The 22,941-nt window shown below is 63.4% G+C and carries 27 protein-coding genes, 1 tRNA gene and 1 pseudogene; 8 read left to right on the plus strand and 21 right to left on the minus strand.

The features are described 5' to 3' along the window. Positions 1-378 precede the first annotated feature (378 nt). The 7 genes from rplL to secE form a co-directional block, all read right to left on the minus strand. A complete protein-coding gene (gene rplL / locus AXW67_RS38370) occupies positions 379-756 on the minus strand; it encodes a 50S ribosomal protein L7/L12 (RefSeq protein WP_024342440.1) in 378 nt (125 codons plus the stop codon). Positions 757-810: 54 nt separating this feature from the next. After that, on the minus strand, positions 811-1,329 hold the full coding sequence (gene rplJ / locus AXW67_RS38375) for a 50S ribosomal protein L10 (protein ID WP_027554145.1): 519 nt from the start codon (positions 1,327-1,329) through the stop codon (positions 811-813). A gap of 578 nt (positions 1,330-1,907) precedes the next feature. Next, on the minus strand, positions 1,908-2,861 hold the full coding sequence (locus AXW67_RS38380) for a 2-hydroxyacid dehydrogenase (RefSeq protein WP_063682068.1): 954 nt from the start codon (positions 2,859-2,861) through the stop codon (positions 1,908-1,910). A gap of 98 nt (positions 2,862-2,959) precedes the next feature. Next, positions 2,960-3,652, minus strand: coding sequence for a 50S ribosomal protein L1 (gene rplA, locus AXW67_RS38385; RefSeq protein WP_035685698.1), 693 nt, complete (start codon positions 3,650-3,652; stop codon positions 2,960-2,962). 6 nt (positions 3,653-3,658) lie between these two features. After that, positions 3,659-4,087 carry a 50S ribosomal protein L11 gene (gene rplK, locus AXW67_RS38390; RefSeq protein ID WP_027554142.1) on the minus strand — a complete coding sequence of 143 codons (429 nt, stop codon included), beginning with the start codon at positions 4,085-4,087 and terminating at the stop codon, positions 3,659-3,661. Between the two features lie 133 nt (positions 4,088-4,220). Beyond that, positions 4,221-4,778: a transcription termination/antitermination protein NusG gene (nusG, locus tag AXW67_RS38395; protein ID WP_051310775.1), complete on the minus strand. Its 558-nt coding sequence runs from the start codon at positions 4,776-4,778 to the stop codon at positions 4,221-4,223. After that, a complete protein-coding gene (gene secE / locus AXW67_RS38400; protein ID WP_027520978.1) occupies positions 4,778-4,969 on the minus strand; it encodes a preprotein translocase subunit SecE in 192 nt (63 codons plus the stop codon). The genes nusG and secE overlap by 1 nt, the downstream gene beginning before the upstream one ends. A 415-nt stretch (positions 4,970-5,384) precedes the next feature. Here secE and AXW67_RS38405 point away from each other — a divergent pair, with 415 nt between their 5' ends. Continuing rightward, the gene (locus AXW67_RS38405) at positions 5,385-5,705 is read left to right on the plus strand and encodes a superinfection immunity protein (RefSeq protein WP_245315860.1); all 321 of its coding nucleotides are present in this window, start codon (positions 5,385-5,387) and stop codon (positions 5,703-5,705) included. A gap of 78 nt (positions 5,706-5,783) precedes the next feature. Here AXW67_RS38405 and AXW67_RS38410 read toward each other — a convergent pair. Further along, positions 5,784-5,859 (minus strand) — tRNA-Trp (locus AXW67_RS38410). A gap of 149 nt (positions 5,860-6,008) precedes the next feature. On the opposite strand from AXW67_RS38410, the gene AXW67_RS38415 reads away from it, so the two are divergent. Then, positions 6,009-7,232, plus strand: a complete 1,224-nt coding sequence (locus AXW67_RS38415) for a serine hydrolase domain-containing protein (RefSeq protein WP_063682069.1) — start codon at positions 6,009-6,011, stop codon at positions 7,230-7,232. A gap of 62 nt (positions 7,233-7,294) precedes the next feature. On the opposite strand, the gene AXW67_RS38420 is transcribed toward AXW67_RS38415, so the two are convergent. Both AXW67_RS38420 and AXW67_RS38425 read right to left on the minus strand, forming a co-directional pair. Continuing rightward, on the minus strand, positions 7,295-8,062 hold the full coding sequence (locus tag AXW67_RS38420) for an SDR family NAD(P)-dependent oxidoreductase (protein ID WP_063682070.1): 768 nt from the start codon (positions 8,060-8,062) through the stop codon (positions 7,295-7,297). Positions 8,063-8,131: 69 nt separating this feature from the next. Continuing rightward, positions 8,132-8,833, minus strand: coding sequence for a histidine phosphatase family protein (locus tag AXW67_RS38425; RefSeq protein WP_371260851.1), 702 nt, complete (start codon positions 8,831-8,833; stop codon positions 8,132-8,134). 153 nt (positions 8,834-8,986) lie between these two features. Between AXW67_RS38425 and AXW67_RS38430 the strand changes: the two genes are divergently transcribed. From AXW67_RS38430 to AXW67_RS38450, 5 genes and pseudogenes are all read left to right on the plus strand, one after another. Beyond that, entirely contained in the window at positions 8,987-9,772 is a 786-nt protein-coding gene (locus AXW67_RS38430; RefSeq protein WP_063682071.1) for an SDR family NAD(P)-dependent oxidoreductase, read from the plus strand. Between the two features lie 142 nt (positions 9,773-9,914). Then, positions 9,915-10,205 carry a hypothetical protein gene (locus AXW67_RS38435; RefSeq protein ID WP_063682072.1) on the plus strand — a complete coding sequence of 97 codons (291 nt, stop codon included), beginning with the start codon at positions 9,915-9,917 and terminating at the stop codon, positions 10,203-10,205. Between the two features lie 74 nt (positions 10,206-10,279). After that, complete coding sequence (argE, locus tag AXW67_RS38440; RefSeq protein ID WP_063682108.1) at positions 10,280-11,458, plus strand: acetylornithine deacetylase; 1,179 nt, start codon at positions 10,280-10,282, stop codon at positions 11,456-11,458. A gap of 7 nt (positions 11,459-11,465) precedes the next feature. Continuing rightward, positions 11,466-11,813 carry a hypothetical protein gene (locus tag AXW67_RS38445; RefSeq protein ID WP_063682073.1) on the plus strand — a complete coding sequence of 116 codons (348 nt, stop codon included), beginning with the start codon at positions 11,466-11,468 and terminating at the stop codon, positions 11,811-11,813. 177 nt (positions 11,814-11,990) lie between these two features. Beyond that, a pseudogene (locus AXW67_RS38450) lies at positions 11,991-12,224 on the plus strand (GIY-YIG nuclease family protein); the annotation flags it as partial. A gap of 174 nt (positions 12,225-12,398) precedes the next feature. Here the strand turns inward: AXW67_RS38450 and AXW67_RS38455 are convergent. Continuing rightward, entirely contained in the window at positions 12,399-13,457 is a 1,059-nt protein-coding gene (locus tag AXW67_RS38455; protein ID WP_063682074.1) for a phosphotransferase family protein, read from the minus strand. Between the two features lie 228 nt (positions 13,458-13,685). After that, a complete protein-coding gene (locus AXW67_RS38460; protein WP_063682075.1) occupies positions 13,686-14,921 on the minus strand; it encodes an acyl-CoA dehydrogenase family protein in 1,236 nt (411 codons plus the stop codon). Positions 14,922-15,155: 234 nt separating this feature from the next. Between AXW67_RS38460 and AXW67_RS38465 the strand changes: the two genes are divergently transcribed. Then, the gene (locus tag AXW67_RS38465; RefSeq protein WP_063682076.1) at positions 15,156-15,827 is read left to right on the plus strand and encodes a TetR/AcrR family transcriptional regulator; all 672 of its coding nucleotides are present in this window, start codon (positions 15,156-15,158) and stop codon (positions 15,825-15,827) included. 4 nt (positions 15,828-15,831) lie between these two features. Here AXW67_RS38465 and AXW67_RS38470 read toward each other — a convergent pair whose 3' ends face one another. The 9 genes from AXW67_RS38470 to AXW67_RS38505 form a co-directional block, all read right to left on the minus strand. After that, the gene (locus AXW67_RS38470; protein ID WP_063682077.1) at positions 15,832-16,224 is read right to left on the minus strand and encodes a RidA family protein; all 393 of its coding nucleotides are present in this window, start codon (positions 16,222-16,224) and stop codon (positions 15,832-15,834) included. A 96-nt stretch (positions 16,225-16,320) separates the two neighbouring features. Continuing rightward, positions 16,321-16,536: a hypothetical protein gene (locus AXW67_RS38475; protein ID WP_063682078.1), complete on the minus strand. Its 216-nt coding sequence runs from the start codon at positions 16,534-16,536 to the stop codon at positions 16,321-16,323. A 116-nt stretch (positions 16,537-16,652) separates the two neighbouring features. Beyond that, on the minus strand, positions 16,653-17,531 hold the full coding sequence (locus AXW67_RS38480) for a beta-keto acid cleavage family enzyme (RefSeq protein ID WP_063682079.1): 879 nt from the start codon (positions 17,529-17,531) through the stop codon (positions 16,653-16,655). 188 nt (positions 17,532-17,719) lie between these two features. Then, positions 17,720-18,949, minus strand: coding sequence for a CaiB/BaiF CoA transferase family protein (locus AXW67_RS38485; protein ID WP_063682080.1), 1,230 nt, complete (start codon positions 18,947-18,949; stop codon positions 17,720-17,722). Between the two features lie 180 nt (positions 18,950-19,129). Then, positions 19,130-20,335, minus strand: a complete 1,206-nt coding sequence (locus AXW67_RS38490) for an MFS transporter (protein WP_063682081.1) — start codon at positions 20,333-20,335, stop codon at positions 19,130-19,132. Between the two features lie 149 nt (positions 20,336-20,484). Then, positions 20,485-20,655: a hypothetical protein gene (locus AXW67_RS43415; RefSeq protein ID WP_198024761.1), complete on the minus strand. Its 171-nt coding sequence runs from the start codon at positions 20,653-20,655 to the stop codon at positions 20,485-20,487. A gap of 29 nt (positions 20,656-20,684) precedes the next feature. Continuing rightward, a complete protein-coding gene (locus tag AXW67_RS38495) occupies positions 20,685-20,888 on the minus strand; it encodes a hypothetical protein (RefSeq protein WP_027554122.1) in 204 nt (67 codons plus the stop codon). Positions 20,889-20,936: 48 nt separating this feature from the next. Then, positions 20,937-22,271, minus strand: a complete 1,335-nt coding sequence (locus tag AXW67_RS38500) for a PQQ-dependent sugar dehydrogenase (RefSeq protein ID WP_063682082.1) — start codon at positions 22,269-22,271, stop codon at positions 20,937-20,939. Continuing rightward, on the minus strand, positions 22,268-22,720 hold the full coding sequence (locus AXW67_RS38505) for a DUF2231 domain-containing protein (RefSeq protein ID WP_063682111.1): 453 nt from the start codon (positions 22,718-22,720) through the stop codon (positions 22,268-22,270). The genes AXW67_RS38500 and AXW67_RS38505 overlap by 4 nt, the downstream gene beginning before the upstream one ends. Positions 22,721-22,941 lie beyond the last annotated feature (221 nt).

Here is a 22,941-nt window from a genome sequence, read left to right on the forward strand (position 1 = left end):
CTGAATCTGTTCTTCAGACCTTCAAAACGCAAAACGACGTGCGGGGCGCTGGAGCGCACCCGCCCGTCACAACGATTGTCTTCACGGACTGCAAAAGCCCGAAATAGCCTGCTCTCCCAACGGTTTACAGGAAACTCCGGCGTCCCTGTCCACCGCGCTTTCGTGCTGTCGACCCGATATGGGGCGATAATAGCGGAGATTCGAGGGGTAAACCCTCAAATCCCCACACTTTTTCGTGTTCGGCCCGCGTCGGGCTGTTCCGTCGCACGCCTTTTGCATCAGCCCGTCCGCCGAAGCCGAAAGCGGCCACCTGCGTCGCGGGCCAGGATCCCGGGTCTCGCTGACGCTCGCCCGGGACCTCGCTCAGGTAACCAATGGTTACTTGAGTTCGACCTTCGCACCCGCCTTCTCGAGCTGGGCCTTGATCTTGTCGGCTTCTTCCTTGTTCACGCCTTCCTTCAGCGGCTTCGGAGCGCCCTCGACGAGGTCCTTCGCTTCCTTCAGGCCCAGGCCGGTGATGGCGCGGACTTCCTTGATGACCTCGATCTTCTTGTCGCCGGCAGAGGCGAGAACGACCGTGAATTCGGTCTTCTCTTCGGCCGGAGCGGCAGCAGCGCCACCAGCAGCCGGGCCGGCCACCGCGACGGCAGCAGCGGCGGACACGCCCCACTTCTCTTCGAGGAGCTTCGCCAGTTCAGCAGCTTCGAGCACGGTAAGGCTCGAGAGGTCGTCAACGATCTTCTGCAAGTCAGCCATTGTTCAGTTTCCTTGAGTGTAAGTCTGGTTCGGGTTTGAGTTTTGCGAAGGGCGTCAGGCCGCTTCGCCCTTTGAGGCATGAGCCTGGATGACGCGCGCGAGCTTGCCCGCGGGCGCGTTGGCGAGCTGGGCCAGCTTGGTCGCCGGGGCCACGATGAGGCCGACGATCTTGCCGCGCAGTTCGTCAAGCGACGGCAGCGAGGCAAGCGCCTTCACGCCGTCGACATTCAGGACGGTCTTTCCCATCGAGCCGCCGACGATGACGAACTTTTCGTTCGCCTTGGCGAATTCGATGGCGACCTTCGGCGCCGCTACCGGATCGTTCGAAGTGGCGATCACGGTCGGTCCCTTCAGCATGGGGCCGATGGCAACGACGTCAGTGCCTTCAAGAGCAATTTTGGCGAGACGGTTCTTCGAGACCTTCACCGAGGCGCCAGCCTGCTTCATCTGCATGCGCAGCTTCTGCATCTGGGCAACGGTCAGGCCGGAATATTGAGCAACGATCGCGACGCTCGTGGTCTTGAAGACCTCATTGAGCTGCTCGACCGCCTCTTTTTTTGCCGCTCGTTCCACAGCAAGCTCTCTCCGGTTGGCGGTCGTCGCAAAAGAGCGGGACCGCCGGGTTGCACCCATCGTCCCACCCAAACCTGAACCTCCGGGTCAAACCCTTCGGACACGCCGGGCAAGACGACAATTCAAAGCCTGCCCTCCGGGAGCCCGATAGAGCCCACGGCGTGTCGAGGTCCGAACCAAACCCATTCCACATCTGCCCAAAAGCTGGATGCGAAGTGAAATCCGGTCTTCACCCGTCTATGCAGGCCATGCGATTAAGCCGTTGGGAAATCTAAATTCCCCGCAGGCGCCTGCAGTCTTGGACAGGACAAGGCCAGCCGGCGAACCGCCTGACCTCTGCTCGCATCCACCAACCGAAGGGTTTCCCTTCCTTTTCCGGCAAATCCTTACGGACGTCCTGAAAAGGAATGATCTCCTAACGCGTCGGGTTTTCGGAATGCGTGCACGGACGCGCCAGCAACTCGCCAGCACGTCCGGAGATGGTTCTTTAACCGCTCTTGACCTGCTTGCCAAGAGCAAAATTCACACCAGTTCCAATCCATTGCACGGGACGCTTGACGCGACCCGAAAGGACCGATTCAGGCCGTTTTGACCGCATGCGGCAGTGGCCGTCCCTCGAAAAACGCCGTCAGGTTCGCCAGCACGCAGTTCTGCATCGCGACGTGGGAGTCCAGGGTGTGGCCGCCGATATGGGGCGACAGCACGACGTTCGGCAGCGCCGTCAGCGCGTCGGGCGCGTGCGGTTCCTTGTCGTAGACGTCGAGGCCGGCCCCCGCGAGGGACTTGTCGGTCAAGGCCGCAACGAGGGCCGCCTCGTCGATCACCGAGCCGCGGGAGATGTTGACGACATAGCCGTCCTCCCCGAGGCGCTTGAGAATGTCCGCGTTGACGACATGTTGGGTCTCGACGCCGGCACGGACCGCAATCATCAGCACGCTGCACCACTCGGCGAGTGCCTCCAGCGACGGGAAATATTGATAGGGCAGATCGTGTTGGGTGCGGCTGAAATAGCCGACCTCGGCCTCGAACGCGGCGCAGCGTGCTGCAATCTTGCGGCCGATCTCGCCCATGCCATAGACGCCGATGCGGCGGCCGGGCAGGCCCGCCTGCGGCCGCATCATAGGCGACTGCCTTGACGCGGCCCAGCCGCCGCTGCGGACATATTGATCGGCGACCAGGATCCGCCGGGTCGTCGCCAGCATCAGGGTCATCGCGATGTCGGCGACCGAGGCCGCATTCGCGCCCGGGCTGTGGCCGACCGCGATGTTGCGGGCCGCGGCGGCCTTCAGATCAACACCGTCATAGCCGGTGCCATAGCAGACGATCGCCCCGAGCTTCGGCAGCAGGTCCATCGCCTCCGCCCCGAGCGGCGAGCCGCCGGCGGTGAGGAGCGCGCGGACGCCTGCGAGCTCGCCACCCGAAAACATCTCCTGCGCCGGCTTGCCGCCAGTGTCGAGCAGCTCGAACCGCTCGGCGAAGCGCGCCATCATCGTTTTGGGGAAGCGCGAGTAGATCAGGACCTTGTCAGCCATTGTTCTTGTTTCCGTTGAGCCTCGCCTCACAAACGGAAGGGGCGGATTCGGTTGCCCAATTCCGCCCCTCGCCTCATCTCTTTATTCCCGCAGAGCCTTTAGCCGAGGATGGTGCCCGGCTCGACCTTCACGCCGGGGCCCATGGTCGAGGACACCGCAACACGCTGGATGTAGGTGCCCTTGGAGCCGGCGGGCTTCGCCTTGGCAACCGCGTCCGCGAGCGCCTTGACGTTCTCGACCAGCTTGTCCTCGGAGAACGAGGCCTTGCCGACACCGGCCTGCACGATGCCGGCCTTCTCGACGCGGAACTCGACCGAGCCGCCCTTGGCACCCTTCACCGCACCGGTGACGTCCATGGTCACGGTGCCGATCTTCGGGTTCGGCATCAGGCCGCGCGGGCCGAGCACCTTACCGAGACGGCCGACCAGCGGCATCATGTCGGGAGTGGCGATACAGCGGTCGAAGTCGATCGTGCCGTTCTGCACCTTCTCGACCAGATCCTCGGCGCCGACGACGTCGGCACCAGCAGCCTTGGCCTCATCGGCCTTGGCGCCGCGGGCGAACACGCCGACGCGGAGGGTACGACCGGTGCCGTTCGGCAGGGTCACGACGCCGCGGACCATCTGGTCGGCGTGACGTGGATCGACGCCGAGATTGATCGCGACCTCGATGGTCTCGTCGAACTTCGCCTTGGCGCGTTCCTTGACCATCTTGATGGCGTCCGCGAGCGGATAAAGCTTTTCGCGGTCAACGCCTTCGCGGGCTTTGTTCAAACGCTTTCCGATTGCCATGACCGCTTACCCCGCAACTTCCAGACCCATCGAGCGGGCGGAGCCCTCGACCATCTTCATGGCCGACTCGATGGTGTCGCAATTGAGATCCTTCATCTTCTTCTCGGCGATCTCGCGCACCTGCGCTTTGGTCACCTTGCCGGCCTTGTCACGGCCCGGCGCCTTCGAGCCGGACTGGATTTTTGCAGCCTGCTTGAGGAAGAAGGACATCGGCGGCGTCTTCATCTCGAAGGTGAAGGAACGGTCCGCATAAATGGTGATGATCACCGGGATCGGGGTGTTCTTCTCTTCCTTCTGGGTCTGGGCGTTGAACGCCTTGCAGAACTCCATGATGTTGAGACCGCGCTGACCGAGCGCGGGACCGATCGGGGGCGAAGGATTCGCCGCACCGGCCGGGACCTGAAGCTTCAGGTATCCGGTCACTTTCTTTGCCATGTATCACTCCTGTTGTGCCGGCATATTGCCGGCGGTTTCAGGTTCGTGGTCTGGGTCGGATGCGGCTGGCGACCGCCCTCTCCCTCCCACGGCCTCTCTTCGCGCGAAACCTGTGGCTTCACGCGTTACCCGGTCAGACCTTCTCGACCTGACCGAATTCCAGTTCCACCGGCGTGGCGCGGCCGAAGATCGACACCGCGACCTTCACGCGCGAGCGCGCCTCGTCGATTTCCTCGACCACACCCGAGAACGAGGCGAACGGGCCGTCGGCCACGCGCACATTCTCGCCGATCTCGAACGACACCGACGCCTTCGGACGTTCCACGCCCTCCTGCATCTGGTTCAGGATCCGCATCGCCTCCGATTCCGAGATCGGCATCGGCTTGTTTTCCGCGCCGAGGAAGCCGGTGACCTTGGGCGTGTTCTTGATCAGATGGAACGCCTCGTCGGTCAGCTTCATCTTCACCAGCACATAGCCCGGGAAGAACTTGCGCTCGGCATCGATCTTGCGGCCGCGGCGCACTTCCGTGACCTTCTCGATCGGAACCAGGACCTGCTCGAACAGTTCCTCGAGCCCGCGCTGCTTGGCCTGCTCGCGAATGGATTCGGCGACTTTCTTCTCGAAGTTCGAATAGGCGTGGACGATGTACCAACGCTTGTCGGACGATTGAATTGCGGTGGCTGTTGCCATCAGTGAATGCCCAAAAGAAGGGTGACGAGATAACGGATGATCTGGTCGGCGGCGAAGAAGAAGATCGAGGCCAGGGCGACCATGACGAACACCATGATCGTGGTGATCGTCGTCTCGCGGCGGGTCGGCCAGGTGACCTTGGCGGTCTCCGAGCGCACTTCCTGCAAGAACTTGAACGGGCTGACTGCCATCGTTTGATGTCCAAAGTCCGTCGTGAGACGAGAAAAGATTTCAGGGATCCGAACAGCCGCCTTTGGCCCAACCCTCGCGTGAAGGATGAGCCGGAAACCGGGCTCGCGTGTTCGGGATTTAAAGCCGCGCCGGAAATCCGCGTCTAACGGGCCGGCTGCAGGTGTCGGGTAGATACTGCGGATGGGGCCAAAGGTCAAGGTGTGGGCAAGCCCTCCCCGGCAAGCGCCGCTCTCCAGCCCTGCGCGCGAGAGCCAATCAGGATCAAGGACTTATCCGGCCGGAATGAAGCACGATCCGAGCTTCGAACCGGCCGTTGGAAGGGTGACACCAAGGGATGGGCGTGAACTCGAGATGACGCCGGTCAAGAAGCCCGGTCTGCAATGATTACCCGATCTGCTCCCCGCGAGGACTACCATGAGACTGCTAACTTGGACTGCCGCGCTCGCAGTGACGCTCGTTGCGCACCCCGCTCTTGCCGCAACGCCGTCGGATGGCGCCGACGCGGTGGCCGGCCTGATGGCGATCGGCATTCTGATCGCCGCCTATTTCTTCCCGGCGATCATCGCCCTGCTGCGCGGCCATCACAATACGCTGGCGATCTTCCTGCTCAACCTGTTCTTCGGCTGGACCTTCTTCGGTTGGCTCGGCGCGCTGATCTGGGCGGCAACCGTCGTGCAGCGTCCCATCGAGTACCGCATGGTGCACGACGAGCGAGTTCGATGTAGCAGGTTTTAGTGAGTTGCACGCGGCGACTCATCTGCGACTAATCCTGCCGCATCTTTCCGCTGCAAGGCTGTGAGTGCTTGAAATCGCTGGCAGGAGTGGCAGGGCTCGAACCTGCGACCCCCGGTTTTGGAGACCGGTGCTCTACCAATTGAGCTACACTCCTACGAACCCGCGTCGCCGCGAGGTCAGGTGCGCTTTCAAGCACAGGGGGCAGCCGGATTGCAAGGGAGAAGCGCGCTGGCTTCGCTTGTTTGTGCCGCGGCTTCTGGGCAACAGTTCATTCCCGACAATAAAGAGCAACCGGGAGTGCCTATGACTGCCCAAACCGCTTCTCACGCCGCGATCACACCGAAAGCGCCGCCTTTGCCCGAGGCGAAGCCGGAAACGCTGGGCCTGTCGCGTCCCCGCCTGCAGGCGATGTCGGACGCCTTCAAGCGCGAGATCGACAAGGGAACCGTGCCCGGCATCACCGTGCTGGTCGCGCGGCGCGGCAAGGTCGGCTGGTTCGAGGCACTGGGACGGCAGAGCCCGGCCGGCTCCGCACCGATGGCTCATGATTCGATCTTCCGCCTGTTCTCGATGACCAAGCCGATCGTGTCCGTCGGCGTGATGGCACTGATCGAGGATGGGCACCTCCTCCTTAGCGACCCCGTCGCAAAATTCATTCCGGAGTTCGCCGACCAGAAGGTCGGCGTCGTCGACGGCGGCAAGCTGGAACTGGTTTCGGCGCGGCGGGCGATGACGGTGCAGGACCTGCTCCGTCACACGTCGGGTCTGACGTATGAGCACCAGGGCGACGGTCCCGTGCACAAGATCTACCAGGACTCACGGGTGCGCAGCCGCAAGATCACCAACGCCGAGCACGCGACCCTCGTCGCAAGCTTTCCCCTCGTCTGTCATCCCGGCGCGGAGTTCAACTACAGCCGCTCCACCGACATCCTCGGCCGCATCATCGAGGTCATCAGCAGCAAGTCGCTCGGCGCGTACCTCGCCGACCGCATCCTTGCGCCGCTTCAGATGGCCGAAACGGGGTTCTCGACCAATGAGGCCAATGCCGGCCGGCTCGCCGAGGCGTTCCCGGCCGATCCCTGGACCGGCGACAAGGTCGCGCTCTTCAACATGCTGGAACAGCCAGCGATGGAGTCCGGTGGCGGCGGGCTCGTGTCGACCACGATGGACTATGCCCGCTTCTGCATGATGCTGCGCAACGGCGGCACGCTCGACGGCAACAGGATCATCGGCCGCAAGACGCTGGAGCTGATGGCTTCGGATCATCTCGGCCCCGGCGTTCCGGCCAACGGCACCCTGCTCTCCCCTGGCCATGGTTTTGGCCTCGGCTTCGCGGTGCGAAGGGACGCCGGCATCGCGCCGTTCCCCGGCAGCGTCGGCCAGTATTTCTGGAGCGGCATTGCGGGAACGTTCTTCTGGATCGACCCGAGGGAGGATCTGTTCGCGGTGTTCATGAGCCAGGGCCCGGGCCAGCGCGACTACACGCGCACGCTGGTGCGGAATCTGGTGTACGCGGCGGTGGATTGAGGCAACACCGCGTCCCCACATTCGCTGTCATGCCCCGGCTTGACCGGGGCATCCCGACCGCGTCAACTGATCGTCGCGCCGCCGTCGATCACCATGGTCTGGCCGGTCATGAAGTCGCCGGCCTTCGATCCCAGGAACACCGCGGCGCCGGCGATTTCGTCGGGGATGCCGATGCGCAGCAGCGGCGAGCGCGAGGTCGAGGCCTTCAGGTTCTCCGGATTGTCCCACAGTGCCTTCGCGAAGTCGGTCTTGATCAGGCCGGGCGCGATGCAGTTCACGCGGATGTTGTGCATGCCGTATTCGCAAGCCAAGTTGCGGGCGAGCTGCATGTCGGCGGCCTTCGAGATCGCGTAGGCGCCGAGGATGGTCGAGCCCTTCAGGCCGCCGATCGAGGACACGATGATGACCGAACCATCCTTGCGCTCGATCATCTGCGGCACCACCATCGAGATCAGCCAGTTGTTGGCGACGATGTTGTTGTCGAGGATCTTGCGGAACTGATCGTCGGAGATGCCCGCGAGCGGACCGTAATACGGGTTCGAGGCCGCGTTGCAGACCAGCACGTCGATCTTGCCGAAGGCGCGATTGCTTTCGTCGACGAGGTTTTGCAGGTTCTCCTTCGAGGAGATGTTCGCGGCGATCGCGACGGCGGTATGCTTCCCGAATTTGTGGTTGATGCCCTTCGCCACCTCATCGCAGACATCGGCCTTGCGCGAGGAGATCACGACCTTGGCGCCGTGCTCGGCCATGCGCTCGGCGATCGCGAGCCCGATGCCGCGCGTCGAGCCGGTGATGACGGCGACTTTTCCCTTCATGTCGAACAAGGTCATGTTTCTCTCCCAGAGTGCGATTTGATTGGCTCAAAGCTTATGCCGCGCTCGCGCGCGCCGACAACGGCGTCAGGCGAGCTTCTTGACTTCCGGTCCCGCCGGCTGATGCATGGCGGCGTGCGCAGGGTCCGCGATCCATGGCTGCTGGTTCACCATCGGCAGGCGCCAGACGACCCGCTCCGCGGTCGCGTAATGATCGAGCCGTGTCACTGACACGTTGTCGATGTCGAACGCGAGCCCCTGCTCCGGCAGACCACCGAGCGCGAGCCCCACGGCCGCCTTGATGGTACCGCCATGGCCGACCGCGATCACGTCCTGGCCCGCGTGCTCACGATTGATCCGATCGATCGCGCGACAGGTGCGGTTGTAAAGGTCCATGAAACTTTCACCGCCCGGCGCCGGCTCGTTGATGTCGGCGAACCAGCTCGTTCCGGCGGGCCGGCTCGCGACGAACGCCGCGCGGTTCATGCCCTGCCATCGACCGAGATGCTGTTCGGCGAAATCCGCCTCCCATGGCATGTTCGCAGGCTTGGGAAAGCCGGCCGCCCAGATCGCCTCTGCGGTCTGATGCGTGCGCATCAGATTGCTCGAATACCAGACCGCATCGCGCGGCAGCACCTTTGCGACCGCCTCGAACACATAAGTATCGCTGGTGTCGCAGGCGATGTCGCTCTGCCCGTAAATGTTGCCGCCGTCGTTGCGCACCGGCGCATGACGGACCCACCACCACCGCGTCGTGACCACTTTGGACTTGCCGGAGTCGGACATCATCGAAACCCTTCCATCCCGTGTGATGTCGCTGTACGTGAGTGGCGAACGTGTCTCAAGACACTTTGCCGTTTTAAGACTTCTTGGCCGTTTGAAATTCTGTTTGAAATTCCGTCGCGCGGCAGGCGTCGCGCGCGAAGCACAAGGGAGAAGCGCATGGGCCGCCTGCAAGGCAAATCCGTCATCATCACTGGCGCCGGCAGCGGCATCGGACGCGCGGCTGCACTGCTGTTCACCAGGGAAGGCGCAAAACTGATCGCGGTCGATCGCACCGAGGCGGTGAAGGACACCGTCGAGGAGATCAGGAAAGCCGGCGGCACCGCCGAAGCGATGATCGCGGATGCGGGCTCCGAGACGGACGTCATCGCCGTCATCGACAAGGCGGTGAAGACGCATGGCCGGCTCGACGTGATCTGGGCCAATGCCGGCGTCTCCGGCGGACTCGTTCCGCTGGCCGAGCAGACGGTGGAGCACTGGCAGGAGATCCTGCGCGTCAACCTGATCGGACCGTTCCTCGCGGTGAAGTACGCGATGCCGCACATGGTGAAGCAGCAGTCCGGCGCGATCGTGCTGACCGCTTCGGTTGCGGGCCTGAAGGCCGGCGCGAGCGGACATCCGTACGCCGCGAGCAAGGCTGGCGTGATCAGCCTGGTGCAGACCACCGCCTATTCGCTCACCGGCACCGGCGTGCGCATCAATGCGGTGTGCCCCGGCCTGATCGAAACCGGGATGACGAAACCGATCTTCGACCGCGCCAAGGAGCGCGGCACCTCCGACAAGATCGGCCAGCTCAATCCCCTGAAGCGCCCCGGCCAGCCGCACGAACTCGCGGCGATGGGCCTGTTCCTGGCCAGCGACGAAGCGTCGTACGTGAATGGGCAGGCGTTTCCTGTCGACGGCGGCCTCACGGCATCGATGCCGTATACGGGCAAGCCGGTCTAACACGGGCGTTCTCCGCATCGATGATGGCCGGACTCGACCCGGCCATTCATGCACCCGACGTCCGGCACCACGCCGCAACATCTCCGATGTCGTCCAGGCGAAAGCAAGGACCCATAACCACAGGGAGATGTTATTGCGGACGATGGTGGAGGCGACGCAAGCCGATCCGATCGTGCAGAAGATCGACGAGGAGGATGTCGCCTATCTCGCCGGCCTGGTCGGCGACGCACTACAGCGGATCGCGCCGAAGGTACCGATTGCCACCCTCACCTCGTTCTCGCAACTGACCATGGTGCTGATCGCAGCCGCGGTACGTCATGCGATCACCCTGCCGCCTCCGGAAGGCCGTCGGTCCCTCGCGTTGTTCAAGCAGATCTTGCCGCGCGATCTTTCCGCGGTGGAACAGCTCGCTGGGACCAGGGCCAGGCGCTGACATTTGCCCGTCAGGACAAGCTGTTGTTATGCTGCGCGCTGCCGGCAAACCTCCTCCCGTTCCGTGAATTGATGATGCAAAGCCCAAGACCCGTCCGAATCCGCAAACTCCTCGCCGACCTCGTCGCCTTCGACACCGTCAGCGATCGTTCCAACCTGCCCCTGATCGCACATATCGAGAGCTACCTTGCGGCCCTCGGCGTCAGCTTCGAGCGGATCGTCGATGACACCGGGCAGAAAGCCTCGCTGTGGGTCACGATCGGCCCCGCCGATCGCCCCGGCCTCGTGCTGTCCGGACACACCGACGTGGTCCCTGTCGTGGGCCAGGACTGGAGCCACGATCCGTTCAAGCTGGTCGAGCGCGATGGCAGGCTCTACGGCCGCGGCACCACCGACATGAAGGGATTTGTCGCGGTGTGCCTTGCCATGGTGCCGGAGATGCTGGAAGCCAAGCTGACAACACCGATCCATCTTGCGATCTCCTACGACGAGGAGATCGGCTGCGTCGGCGTGCGGCCGATGCTCGGCGGGGTCGCCAAGAAGAAGGTCAAGCCGCTTGGCTGCTTCGTCGGCGAACCGACGCAGATGCAGGTGATCATCGGCCACAAGGGCAAGCACGGCGTGCGCGCCACCTTCCGCGGCCTTGCGCGTCACTCCTCGATCGCGCCGGACGGCGTCAACGCGATCGAATACGCAGCCGAGCTGATCACCGAAATCCGCCGCCGCGCGGTAAAGCTTGCGAGCGATGGTGCGCGCGACGATCTCTACGACGTCCCGCACACCACGCTGCTCACCAGCATCGCGCACGGCGGCGCCGCGCTCAACATCGTGCCGGATCACTGCACGGTCGAGTTCGAATGCCGCGGCATCGGCATCACCGAGTCCAAGCAGGTGACGGACGCGATCATTGCCTGGGCGAGAGCCGAACTCGAGCCAGCGATGAAGAAGGCGCATCCGGAGTGCGGCATCGATTTCGAGGAGATCCTCGACTACCCCGCGCTCGACACCAGCGCTGACGCCGCGATCGTCACGCTAGCCAAGAGCCTCGCGGGCCGCAACGACCACGCCAAGGTCGCCTTCGGCACCGAGGCCGGCCTGTTCGTCAGCATGGCCGACGTGCCGTCAGTGGTGATCGGCCCAGGCTCGATCGCACAGGCGCATACGCCGGACGAGTTCGTGGAGATGGCGGAGCTGGAGAAGTGTGCGGGGTTCGTGGATAGGCTAATCGCAAAGTGCGCTGAGGGCGTCGCGTAAAACTCCGATGAGTTGGAACCAATCCGAAATTATTGGAGCGCGCTGGCAAATTCTTGAAACGGCAAAGCGCGTGTTGTCCGGAAAGGCTTCTGCGATCGAGGGGGCGCGCATCATCGCGGGGTGTCGGTTCAAAGCGAAACTCGAAGACGACGCCGACATTCTGCCGTTTGTCGGAATTGACTCGGAAACCGATGCACTCCCGCTCGGCCACGATCGAATCCACTGGCAGGCACAGGCACGGGCCGATTTGCGGCCCAAGATCGACGAAGCCCAAGCTTGGGCGCGCGACCTTGCAACCAGCCCTTGTCAAAACCTTATAGCGCGCGAAGCGGCGCTTCTGCGTTGGCCAGATTAGACCGTCAGATGGCACAACGAGCCGTGCCCGACCTACGAAGCCTTGGTGTATGCAGTATCGCGTGTCCCGGACGCGGTGCGGCACGAAGTGACGCGCCGCAGAGCCGGGACCCAGAGGGATTGGCGGCACCGCCCAAATATGCAATCCTAGGTCGTGACGTTCGTCAACGCCGGTTGCATGGACATGCCTTTCTTCGTTTACATCCTCGCGAGCAAGCGAAATGGAACGCTTTATGTCGGCGTCACCAACGACCTTCCTCGCAGAATGGCGGAGCACAAGGCCAAACTCATACCCGGCTTCACGCGGCAGTACGACGTCACGTTGCTCGTCTATTTAGAGACCTTCGACTCGGTCCTTGAAGCTCGGGCGCGCGAACATTCGCTTAAGCGTTGGCGGCGCGCCTGGAAGCTCTAGCTGATTGAAGAGCTCAATCCTGATTGGCGCGATCTGACTGATGAGCTGAATTCCCTGGCGACGTGACTGGGTCCCGGCTCTGCGGAGCAGCACTTCGTGCTGCACCGCGTCCGGGACACGAGAGGCGCGTAACAAAAAAGCGCGGCCCAACCGGCCGCGCCTTTGCATTCCCTAAACCGCGCCCGCCTTCTGCGCGTATTCCCATGAGGCCTTCGACAGCGGCACGGTGCGCTTGGCGGATTCGAGGGCCTTGGCGTTGGCGGCGGTGCCGTCGCGGATGCGGCCGGCGATACCCTGGGTGATCCCCGCGAGCCGGAACAGATTGTAGGAGAAGTACCAGTTGAGATCCGGCACGTTCATCTTGGTGACGTTGCAGTAGATCTGCGCCGCTTCTTCCAGGCTCGGGATGTTGAGCGCCTTCAGGTCGACGCCATGCAGGCCCGGCATGATCCACTGCATCAACAGATAGGTGAAGTCGGCCATGGGATCGCCGAGCGTCGACAGCTCCCAGTCCAGTACGGCCTGCACGCGAGGTTCCGTCGCGTGGAAAATCATGTTGTCGAGGCGATAGTCGCCATGGACGATCGAGACGCGCGCCTGTTCCGGCACGGTCTTCGGCAGCCATTCGGCGACCTTCTCGAACTCCGGAATGTGCTGGGTCTCGGACGCCCGGTACTGCTTGGTCCAGCGGTCGATCTGGCGCGCGAAATAATTGCCGGGCTTGCCGAAGTCGCTAAGGCCGATCGCGTTGGGATCGAACATGTGGAGCTTCGCCAGCGTCTCGATCTTGCTGGTGAAAATCTTGCGCCGCGCATCGGGGTCCTGGCTGGGAAGAGCCGGATCCCAGAACACGCGGCCCTCCTCCATCGACATGATGTAGAAGGCGGCGCCAATGATGCTGTCGTCCTGACAGAGCGCATAGGCGTGCGCGACCGGAAAGCCCTGCTTGCCGAGCGCTGCAATCACCCGGTATTCGCGGTCGACCGCGTGCGCCGACGGCAGCAATTTGCCGAACGGCTTGCGGCGCATCACGTAGGACCGGTTCGGCGTGTTCAGCCGATAGGTCGGGTTGGACTGGCCGCCCTTGAACTGCAGGACGACCAGCGGGCCCTCATAGCCTTCGACGTTGTCGCGCATCCAGGCATCCAGGCGCAGCTCGTCGAAACGATGCCGCTCCTCGACCGGCTTGGTGCCCGAGAACTCCTCGTCTTTCCTGACGCCGTCAGCCACGATGACGCTCCCTCTTCACTCGGTGCATGCTACCCGGTCACGCCTGACGCACTTGCGTCAAGCGGTCACCGAAGCGGATCATGCCCTGTCGTATCTTCAAGTCGGGAGCGCCAAAGGAGCTCTCCCTCCCAGAGATTCCGTTCCGACAAATCGGAACGGAATCTCTAGATTCTTGTTTTGACGCGTTTTCTTAGCGCGAACCGGTGTCCACTTCGCTGGAAAACGCTCTTAATGACCGGGAGAGTTTGCATACTTCCGGATTTCAAGTCTGGCAATGGCGCGATTGTGCACCTCATCCGGACCATCGGCGAGCCGCAGCGTGCGGATGCCGGCATAGTCCTTGGCAAGCCCGGCCTCGTCAGAGACGCCGGCGCCGCCAAAGGCCTGAATCGCCTCGTCGATGATCTTCAGCGCCATATTGGGGGCTGCGACCTTGATCATCGCGATCTCGGCCTGCGCGGTCTTGTTGCCGACCTTGTCCATCATGTCGGCCGCCTTGAGGCAGAGCAGACGCGTCATCTCGATGTTGGTACGGGCCTCGCCGATGCGCTGCTCCCACACGGAGTGCTCGACGATCTTCTTGCCGAAGGCGGTGCGCGATGTCAGCCGCTTCACCATCTTCTCCAGCGCCTCCTCGGCCTTGCCGATGGTGCGCATGCAGTGATGGATGCGGCCAGGTCCCAGGCGGCCCTGCGCGATCTCGAAGCCGCGGCCTTCGCCGAGCAGGATGTTGGACGCGGGAACGCGGACGTTCTCGAGCAGCACCTGGGCGTGGCCATGCGGCGCGTCATCGAAGCCGAACACGGGCAGCATCTTCTCGACCTTGATGCCGGGCGTGTCGAGCGGAACCAGGATCTGCGACTGCTGCTGATGCTTTGCGGCCTTCGGATCGGTCTTGCCCATCAGAATCGCGATCTTGCAGCGGGGATCGCCGACGCCCGACGACCACCATTTGCGGCCGTTGATGACATAATGATCGCCGTCGCGCTCGATGCGGGTCTCGATGTTGGTGGCGTCGGACGAAGCGACCGCGGGTTCCGTCATCAGGAACGCGGAGCGGATCTCGCCGTCCATCAGCGGGCGCAGCCATTTCCGCTTCTGCTCCTTGGTGCCGTAGCGGATGAACACTTCCATGTTGCCGGTGTCGGGCGCGGAACAGTTGAACACTTCGGAGGCCCAGGAGATGTGGCCCATCTGCTCCGACAGCAGCGCGTATTCAAGATTGGTCAATCCCGCGCCGCGGAATTCGTCGTCCTCATGCTCGGACGGCGGCATGAACATGTTCCACAGACCCTCGGCCTTCGCCTTCTTCTTCAAATCCTCAAGGATCGGGATCACCTTCCAGCGCTCGCCGCTGTGATCCTGCTCGTTGTAGATCGGAACCGCCGGGCGCACGTGCTTGGTCATGAACGACTGCACGCGATCGAGCCATTCCTTCTGCTTGGGCGACAGATCGAAATCCATGGGACGCTCCTCGTCTTTGTTTGCCAAGCGATTTTGCTTTGCAAAGCGGTTTTGCGCCGGACTGTCCTCCCGTCGCGCGCGCCCCGCAAGCCATTCGGCAAGTTGCAGATGCGAGGCGCGGAACCATCGCCGCGAGCGCGGCCCAATTCCATCAAGCGGATTGACTTTTCCCGGCCTTCAAACGATAGTTTCATACAACTGTTTGAATTGCAACTCCCTCCTGCGAGGGCAACCATGGCCAGCGATCACACAAGGACCGCCATTCTCGCCGCCGCCGAACGGCTCTATGCCGATCGCGGCTTCGGCGACGTCACGCTGCGCGACATCGTCGCGGACGCCAATGTCAACCTAGCTGCGGTGAACTATCATTTCGGCTCGAAGGACGAACTGATCGCGGAGTTGTTCGTGACGCGCTCGATCGCGACCAACCGCGAGCGCTTGCGCGAGCTGAAGGCGGCGGAAGAGCAAGGCGGCGGCATCGCACCGATCGAGGTGATCTTGCACGCACTCGTCGGCCCGACGCTGCGCGGCTGCCTTGGCCCTGAGAACCAGCGCTCGACCGCGGCGCGCTTCATGATCCGCGCCTCGATCGAATCCGTGCCGCCGATCCGCCGTATCAAGAACCGCGAGATCGACCATCTGCGGAAATTCGTCGGCGCGATGCGCAGGTCCCTTCCCGACCGCAGCGACGTCGAAATCTACTGGGGCCTGAATTTTGCGCTCGCGATGGCACACCACACCATCCGAGAGAGCGAGCGGCTGACGAAACTGTCGGAGGGCAAATGCGATCTCGACGACGTCGAGGACGTGATCGCGCGTGTGGTCAGCGTGGCAACGATGGCATTGACCGCCGGCAAGGTGGAGATGAAGGCCCCGGCGCGCGCGCTCGCACGCGACGCGCGCTAAAACCTCAGACCATCGCGATGCAGTCGATCTCGATGTCGAACGGCCCGGTCCATTCGGGGATACAGACGAAGATCCGCGCCGGCGGCTGCTCCGGGAAGTAGCGCGCATAGATCGCGTTGAAGACGGCGAAGTGTTGGGCCGAGGTGCAGTAGACGTTGCACTTCATGACGTTGTCGAGCGAGGCGCCTGCCGTCTGAAGGCACATCTTCATCTGCTCCAGGATCAATTCGCTCTGCCGCTCGATCGGAACGGATGCGATCTCGCCCGTCTCGGGGTCGAACGGCGGCAGGCCGGAGACGAAGATCATGTTGCCGGCGCGCGTGACGGGCGAGGCCGGCGCCTTCCAGCGATCGAGATAGGTCGAGATCGGTTCGACGCGGAGCGCTTCGCGTTTCATGGGCGGCCACCCTCGGTTCAAGCGAGATGGCAACAGGCTACGTCGTCATGCACCCGGCATGCTTCGCTTGAGCTCGAACTGTGGTCGCGCGCTGGGCTATACCCGCTGCGGCATCTCCTCGGCCTCTTCCTTTGCGAGCAGCAGCAGCATCTCGATGCCCATGTCGCCTTCCTGCGGCGAGCGGATGAACTCGATGGCGTTGGCGCTGTTCTGTAGCGCCGCGATAACGGCGACCGCCTGATTGGCCGTGGCTGCCTCCGTCGCGAGGACCGCCTTCTGGTTCTTGGCCTGGAACCCGATCGTGTAGGACATTCGTGACTTCCCCCCGAACGTTGATGCGAGAGACGACAAGATCGAATCAGAGTCTGGCGAAAAGTGGAAGCCGGGTCGACTACGGACCGGATTCATCTGGGGATTGCCGGCAAGCCTCACGCAAGCCCGAGTAGCGCCCGCGCATCCTGTGCGGTCGCAATGGAGGCACCGAGGCTTTTCAAGATGCCTGCCGCATGTGTGACCAGTTCCGCGTTGGTCTTCGCCAGCACGCCCTTCGACATATAAAGATTGTCCTCCATGCCGACGCGGACGTGGCCGCCGAGTAGGTAAGCTTGCGCGACCATCGGGAACTCGGCGCGGCCGATGCCGAAACCGGACCAGATCGCGCCCGGCGGTAGCAGGCCGCGGGCGTAGAACATCGTCTCGGGCGTTGCGGAGAAGCCGTACTTCACCCCAAGCACGAGCGAGAACAGGCCCGGCCCCTTCAGCGTCCCGTCGGCAAAGAGGTCGCGCGCGAGGTGGCAATCGCCGGAATCGAACAGCTCGATCTCCGGCAACACGCCGGCCGCCTTCATGCGCTCGGCCATGATACGGACGTTCCGCGGGGTGTTGATCACGACTTCGCCGCCGGAGTTCATGGTGTTGAGGTCGAGCGTGCAGATGTCGGGCTTCAAGAGCTCGATATGCTCGACACGCTTTTCGGGCTGAAGCAGCGTGGTGCCGGGGCCAGCGACGCGGGGATCCTCGATCGACGGAACAAAGCGGCCGCCCGGGCCGGTCGTGAGATTGATGATGAGGCTCTTGTTGCGGGCGCGGATCTTCTCCATCACCTCGCGATAGAGATCGATCGACATCGAGGGACGGCCCGTCGCGGGATCGCGCACGTGGATGTGAGCGATGGCAGCGCCGGCTTCGGCTGCTTCCAGCGCGGATGTCGCGATCTGCTCGGGCGTGATCGGCAGGTATGGCGACTGCTCGGGCTTTGTGAGATTGCCGGTGATCGCGCAGGTGATGATGGTCTTGCCGGTGGTCATGCGATGTTGCCCCTTGTCCGTAGTTTTCGCAGGTCCCCTTCCCCTCGCCCTTGTGGGCGAAGGTGGCGCGGAGCGCCGGATGAGGGGTTCTCACCACGATCTCATTTTCGGAAGCAGACCCCTCACCCGTCTCGCCGCTATGCGGCGAGCCACCCTTTCCCACAGAGGGAGAGGGCAAAAGAGAGCCGCTAGATGATGCCCTGCTTTTTCAGCGCCTCGATCTTGCCGGCATCATAGCCGAGCTTGCCGCCGAGCACCTCCTGGGTGTGCTCGCCGAGCAGCGGCGGCGCGCGGTAGTCCGTGATTGGGGTCTCCGAGAAGGTCAGCGCGTTGCGGATCAGCGAAAGATCGGGCTCGAAGGGATGGTTGACCTTCACCCGCATGCCACGCGACTGCACGTGCGGATCGCTAAACACCTGCTCGAAATTGTTGATCGGACCTGACGGCACGCCGGCCTCCTCCAGCTTCTCCAGCCAATAGGCCACCGGCTTCGTCAGAAACAGGCCAGCGAAGATCGCCATGATCTCCTTGCCGTGCACGACGCGGTCGTTGTTCTTGATGAAGCGCTTGTCGCTCGCGAGTTCGGGCTCGCCGAGCACGGCGCAGGTGCGCTGGAACTGGCCGTCATTGCCGACCACCAGCATCAGTTCGCCATCGGTGCAGCGGAACACACCGGCCGGCATGCCACCATTGCCCCAAGTGCCGCGGCGCGGCGGTGTCTTGCCGTTGACGAGGTAGATCTGCAGCCAGTGCGACAACGATGCGATGACGGTATCGAACAGGCAGACGTCGATGTGTTGTCCTTCCCCGCCATTGGCGTCGCGATGGTAGAGCGCCGAGAGAAGTCCGATCGAGGTGTTCATGCCGGTCATGTAGTCGACGATCGACGGGCCGACCTTCATCGGGCCCTCGCCAGGCTCGCCGTCGATGTGACCGGTGACGCTCATCAGGCCGCCCATCGCCTGCAGGATAGCGTCATAGCCCGCGCGCGGCGCGTAGGGCCCGGTCTGACCGAAGCCGGTCACCGAGCAATAGATGATGCGGGGATTGATCGCCTTGATCGTCTCGTAGTCGAGGCCGTAGCGCTTGAGATCGCCGACCTTGTAGTTCTCCATGAAGACGTCGACGTCCTTTGCAAGCTGCCGGATGATCTCCTGCCCTTCGGGCTTGGCGATGTTGACGGTGACTGACTTCTTGTTGCGGTTGGCACAGAGGTAGAACGAATTGTTGTTGTTCGCCTTGCCCTCGGGGTCGGTCAGGTAAGGCGGGCCGAAGGCGCGCGCGTCATCGCCGGTGCCCGGCCGCTCGATCTTGATGACCTCCGCACCGAGATCGCCCAGCATCTGGGCCGACAAAGGCCCGGCGAGCACGCGCGTGAGATCAAGGATCTTGATGCCTGAAAGCGGCAAGGCCGACATGTAGGTTTCCTCCGGGAACTGATCTTGGCGCGGCAGCTGAAACCCTGGCCGCACTCTCTGCGGATACACCATTTTTGCGTCCCGAGCACTGCACTGGCGGCATACGACCATCCCCAGCCCGGCAGCCGAAGCGGCTCTCGCGGCGCCGAATTTCCGCGCCGCGAATATCGTGCCTGTGCGTCAGATCGCGGCTGCCGCAGCCATGCTCGGGCGCCGGCGACTGAGCAGGACAAGGATCAGCACCGTTGCACAGGAACAGGCAAAGGTGAGACCGAGCGCGCCGCGGCTGCCGAACTGGGTGAGCAAGCTGACAAGCACGGGCGGAGAGATGGCGGAGGCGAGATTGAGCGGCAGCGCGATCATCGACATCGCCTTGGCGAACTCGGCCTGGTCGTAGAACACGAGCGGGATCGTTGCCCGCGCCACCGCCATCGCGCCGCTGCCGGCGCCGTAAAGCAGGATGAAGATCGCCACCGCCCAGGTCGCCCCCTCGCTCACCATCAGCAGCAGCATCGCCACCGGGAGCGCCGTGCCTGCGACGAGCCCGGTCGTGATCCCGTCCCATCGTCCTCCTCCGAGGAAATCGAGCCCGCGGGCGCTGACCTGGATCACGCCGAGCATCGAACCGAAGGCAATGGCTTGCGCCGGCGCCAGCCCCTCCGCCCGAAGGAGCTCGATGAGAACGGCGCTCAGGCCGAAATTGACGAAGGCGTTGAGCGTGATCGCGGCGACGACGAGGCCGAAGGTGCTGCGGGGAATCGCAGGCGCATCGACGCCTTGCGTCGGCTCACCGCCGTTGTCCTTCGCGACGCTCCGGCGCGGGGCCGCGAAAGCATAGAGCGGCAGCGAAACGAGGATCAACATCGCGGCGTAGACGAGGCACGTCCCGCGCCAGCCGACGAGGCCGCTCAGAAACGAGGTGGTCGGCCAGAAGATGCTGCTGGACAATCCCGTCACCAGCATGAGCGCGCCGATGGCGCTCTTGGCCTGCCGTCCGGCGACCTCGTTCAGCATGATGTAGGTGCCGGTGGACAGCGTAGCACTGCCTGCCATGCCGAGGACGATCCAGGCCGCGAAATAGAGCATCGGCTCGCGCGCAAAGGACAGCAAGACGAAGCCGGGCGCTGCGACGACCGTTCCGGCCATCATCACCTTTCGCGCACCGTGCCGCGCAAAGGACTTGGCGAGCCAGGGGGCACAGAGCCCCATCGCGACATAAAGGACCGATGTGCCGGAGAAGACTGTCGGCAGGCTCATGCCGAGATCGGCTGCGAGATCGCGGCCCACGATCGCGGGAAGGCCTATCGTTCCCCATCCGATGAGTTGGGTGATCGCGAGCACCGGCAGGACGCCGATGAGCCCGCCGTCAGATTTCAAGAACCGCATTCCGCCAGTCGCCCGCCCCAAAGGTGCAGATCACGCCTATGAGGCATGTCTAACCGCAGACTCGGCGAACAGGAATATATCGGTTCCGAATGGCACCGCGGCGTTAGCCGCAGACCGGGTCCGCCGAGCGATGTCTCCTTCGGGACCGCTCAGGAGGTGTGGCCGGGATCGATGTGCCTGGGCGTCTTCTTGTCCCGCTGCGGGGTCATCTTGGCGGGATCCGGCGCACCGGGCACGCCACGCGGACCGAGCTGGTCCCGCTGAATGTCCTCTTCGGACCGGGCCGGCTCGACGCCATTCGGCTCGCGGGGCTTGGTCATCACGGCCTCCTACTGCACATCTCGGCGCACTAGCTGCCGAGCGCGTTCTCGCCTATTTCGCGGCCGGGCACGCTGACGTGAACCTCGTGTCCCTGGCGAAGCGCCAGCGAGGCAGCTGCCACCGCTGATTCGAACGCGGATTCCTTGGTTGCGTATTTGCCGTTGACGTTGCCGTCGTGCAGCACGCCCCATTCATCCTGGATCGGCACGACGGCGTATTGAGCGAGACCCATTGTCCAACTCCTGGCTTGGCTTTTGGACACAACAACGCCGCATCGGGCTTAACGTTGCGTGACCTGCGACTGCGCGGAGGTGACGCGCCACACGGTATTGCCGCTGTCGTCGGCGACCAGCAGCGCGCCGGACTTGTCGATGGCGACGCCGACGGGGCGGCCGCGGGCCTGGTTGTCGCTGTTCAGGAAGCCGGTGACGACATCCTGCGCCGGCCCGCTCGGTTTGCCGTCGCTGAACGGCACGAACACGACCTTGTAGCCATTCAGCACTTGCCGGTTCCAACTGCCGTGCTCGCCGACGAACGCGCCGCCGCGATAGGCGCCCGGCAGGCTGGTGCCGGTATAGAAGGCGAGGCCCAGCGGCGCAACATGCGAGCTCAGCGCGTAATCCGGCACGATCGCCCCGGCGACGAGGTCGGGTCGTTCCGGCTTGACGCGGGGATCGACGTGCTGGCCGTAATAGCTGTAGGGCCAGCCGTAGAAGCCGCCGTCCTTCACCGACGTCATGTAGTCGGGAACGAGATCCGGACCGAGCTCATCGCGCTCGTTCACCACCGTCCACAGAGCGCCGCTTTGCGGCTCGAAGCTCAGGCCGTTCGGATTGCGCAAGCCACTCGCAAAGATGCGCCAGCGGCCGGTGGCACGATCGACCCGGAGGATCGCGGCGCGATTGTGCTCCGCCTCCATGCCGTTCTCGGTGATGTTGCTGTTGGAGCCGACACCGACATAGAGCGTCGAACCGTCCGGGCTCGCCACGAGACTCTTGGTCCAGTGATGATCAATCGGGCCGCCCGGAAGCTGAGTCAGCACCGTGCCGGGCGCGGTGATCTTGGTGTCACCCTCGGTGTAGGGATATCTGACGATCGCGTCCGTGTTGGCGACATAGAGATCATTGCCGACCAGCGCGACGCCGAACGGCGAATTGAGATGATCGAGAAACACGCTCTGCGTATCCGGTACGCCGTCGCCATTGCTGTCGCGCAGCAGCGTGATGCGGTTGCTGGGGCCGGTATCACCGCCGGAGGTCGCCCAGGACTCGACCCAGTTCATCACGATCTCCTTGGGCCGCTTGATCGCAGCGGCCTTCGGCGCCTTGGATTCCACCACCAGCACGTCGCCATTGGGGAGAACGTAGGGCACGCGCGGATGCTGCAGCCCCGTCGCAAACGGCTTGGCCTGCAAGCCCTGCGCGACGGTCGGCGCCTCGTCCTTCTTCCACCCGACGATGCGGGCGATGTGCATCGGCGGCAGCAGATATTGCTGGATGTCCGGCAGGCTCGGATTGGCACCTATTTGCGCCTTGGGATCGCCGCTGCCGTCATTGCAGCCGGCGAGACACAGCAGCGAACCGCATAGCAATAGGCGGGCAAGTGTGGACGTCATTGCGCAACTCCCACGCCATGGCGATAGACCATCGCCCAGCCGAGCCAGCCGGTGACGGGCAGGATGAGGACGGTGAGGACCGACAGGATGAGCCCCAAAGGCCACACCGAAGTCCAGGCGTCACGCGTATGGATCAGCGCGTTGAAGATCGCCAGGATCAGCACCACGGCGTTGCCGATCAGATGTGGCCAGGCCGGGGTCTGTGCCCTGACCAGGTGATTGCCGAGGAAATCGGTCAGGCCCGCGATGGCCGCCAGCACGCCGAAGATAACGCCGACGAGCAGAAGCCAGGCGGAGAAATTCGCCCACATCATCTCGGCGGTGACGACATAGGCGATGTCCGTCAGCAGCGCGCCGATGAAGCATGCGATCGGAATCGGCACCAGCATCGGATGAATGGGATGGCCTGCGATCTGCGCCGTGGAGCGCACGCGCACAACTTCTTGCACGATCAGCCTCGTGTGATGTCTCGCCCTCACGACCGGCCAACTCGTGCTCGTAGTGATGGTTCCTAAGCAGATCTGCTCCTCCAGATGCGGAGAGAGTCCGGGAACCCTTACTTCGTTCGATCCGCGCAGAATAGGAATCGCATTATCGTAATTGCGCGAACCGGCTGAGATTACGCGCAGAGTCGTCACTCGCGATAATCGCCGACGGGCCACGACAAGTG

This window comes from Bradyrhizobium neotropicale (assembly GCF_001641695.1).
Classification (GTDB): domain Bacteria; phylum Pseudomonadota; class Alphaproteobacteria; order Rhizobiales; family Xanthobacteraceae; genus Bradyrhizobium; species Bradyrhizobium neotropicale.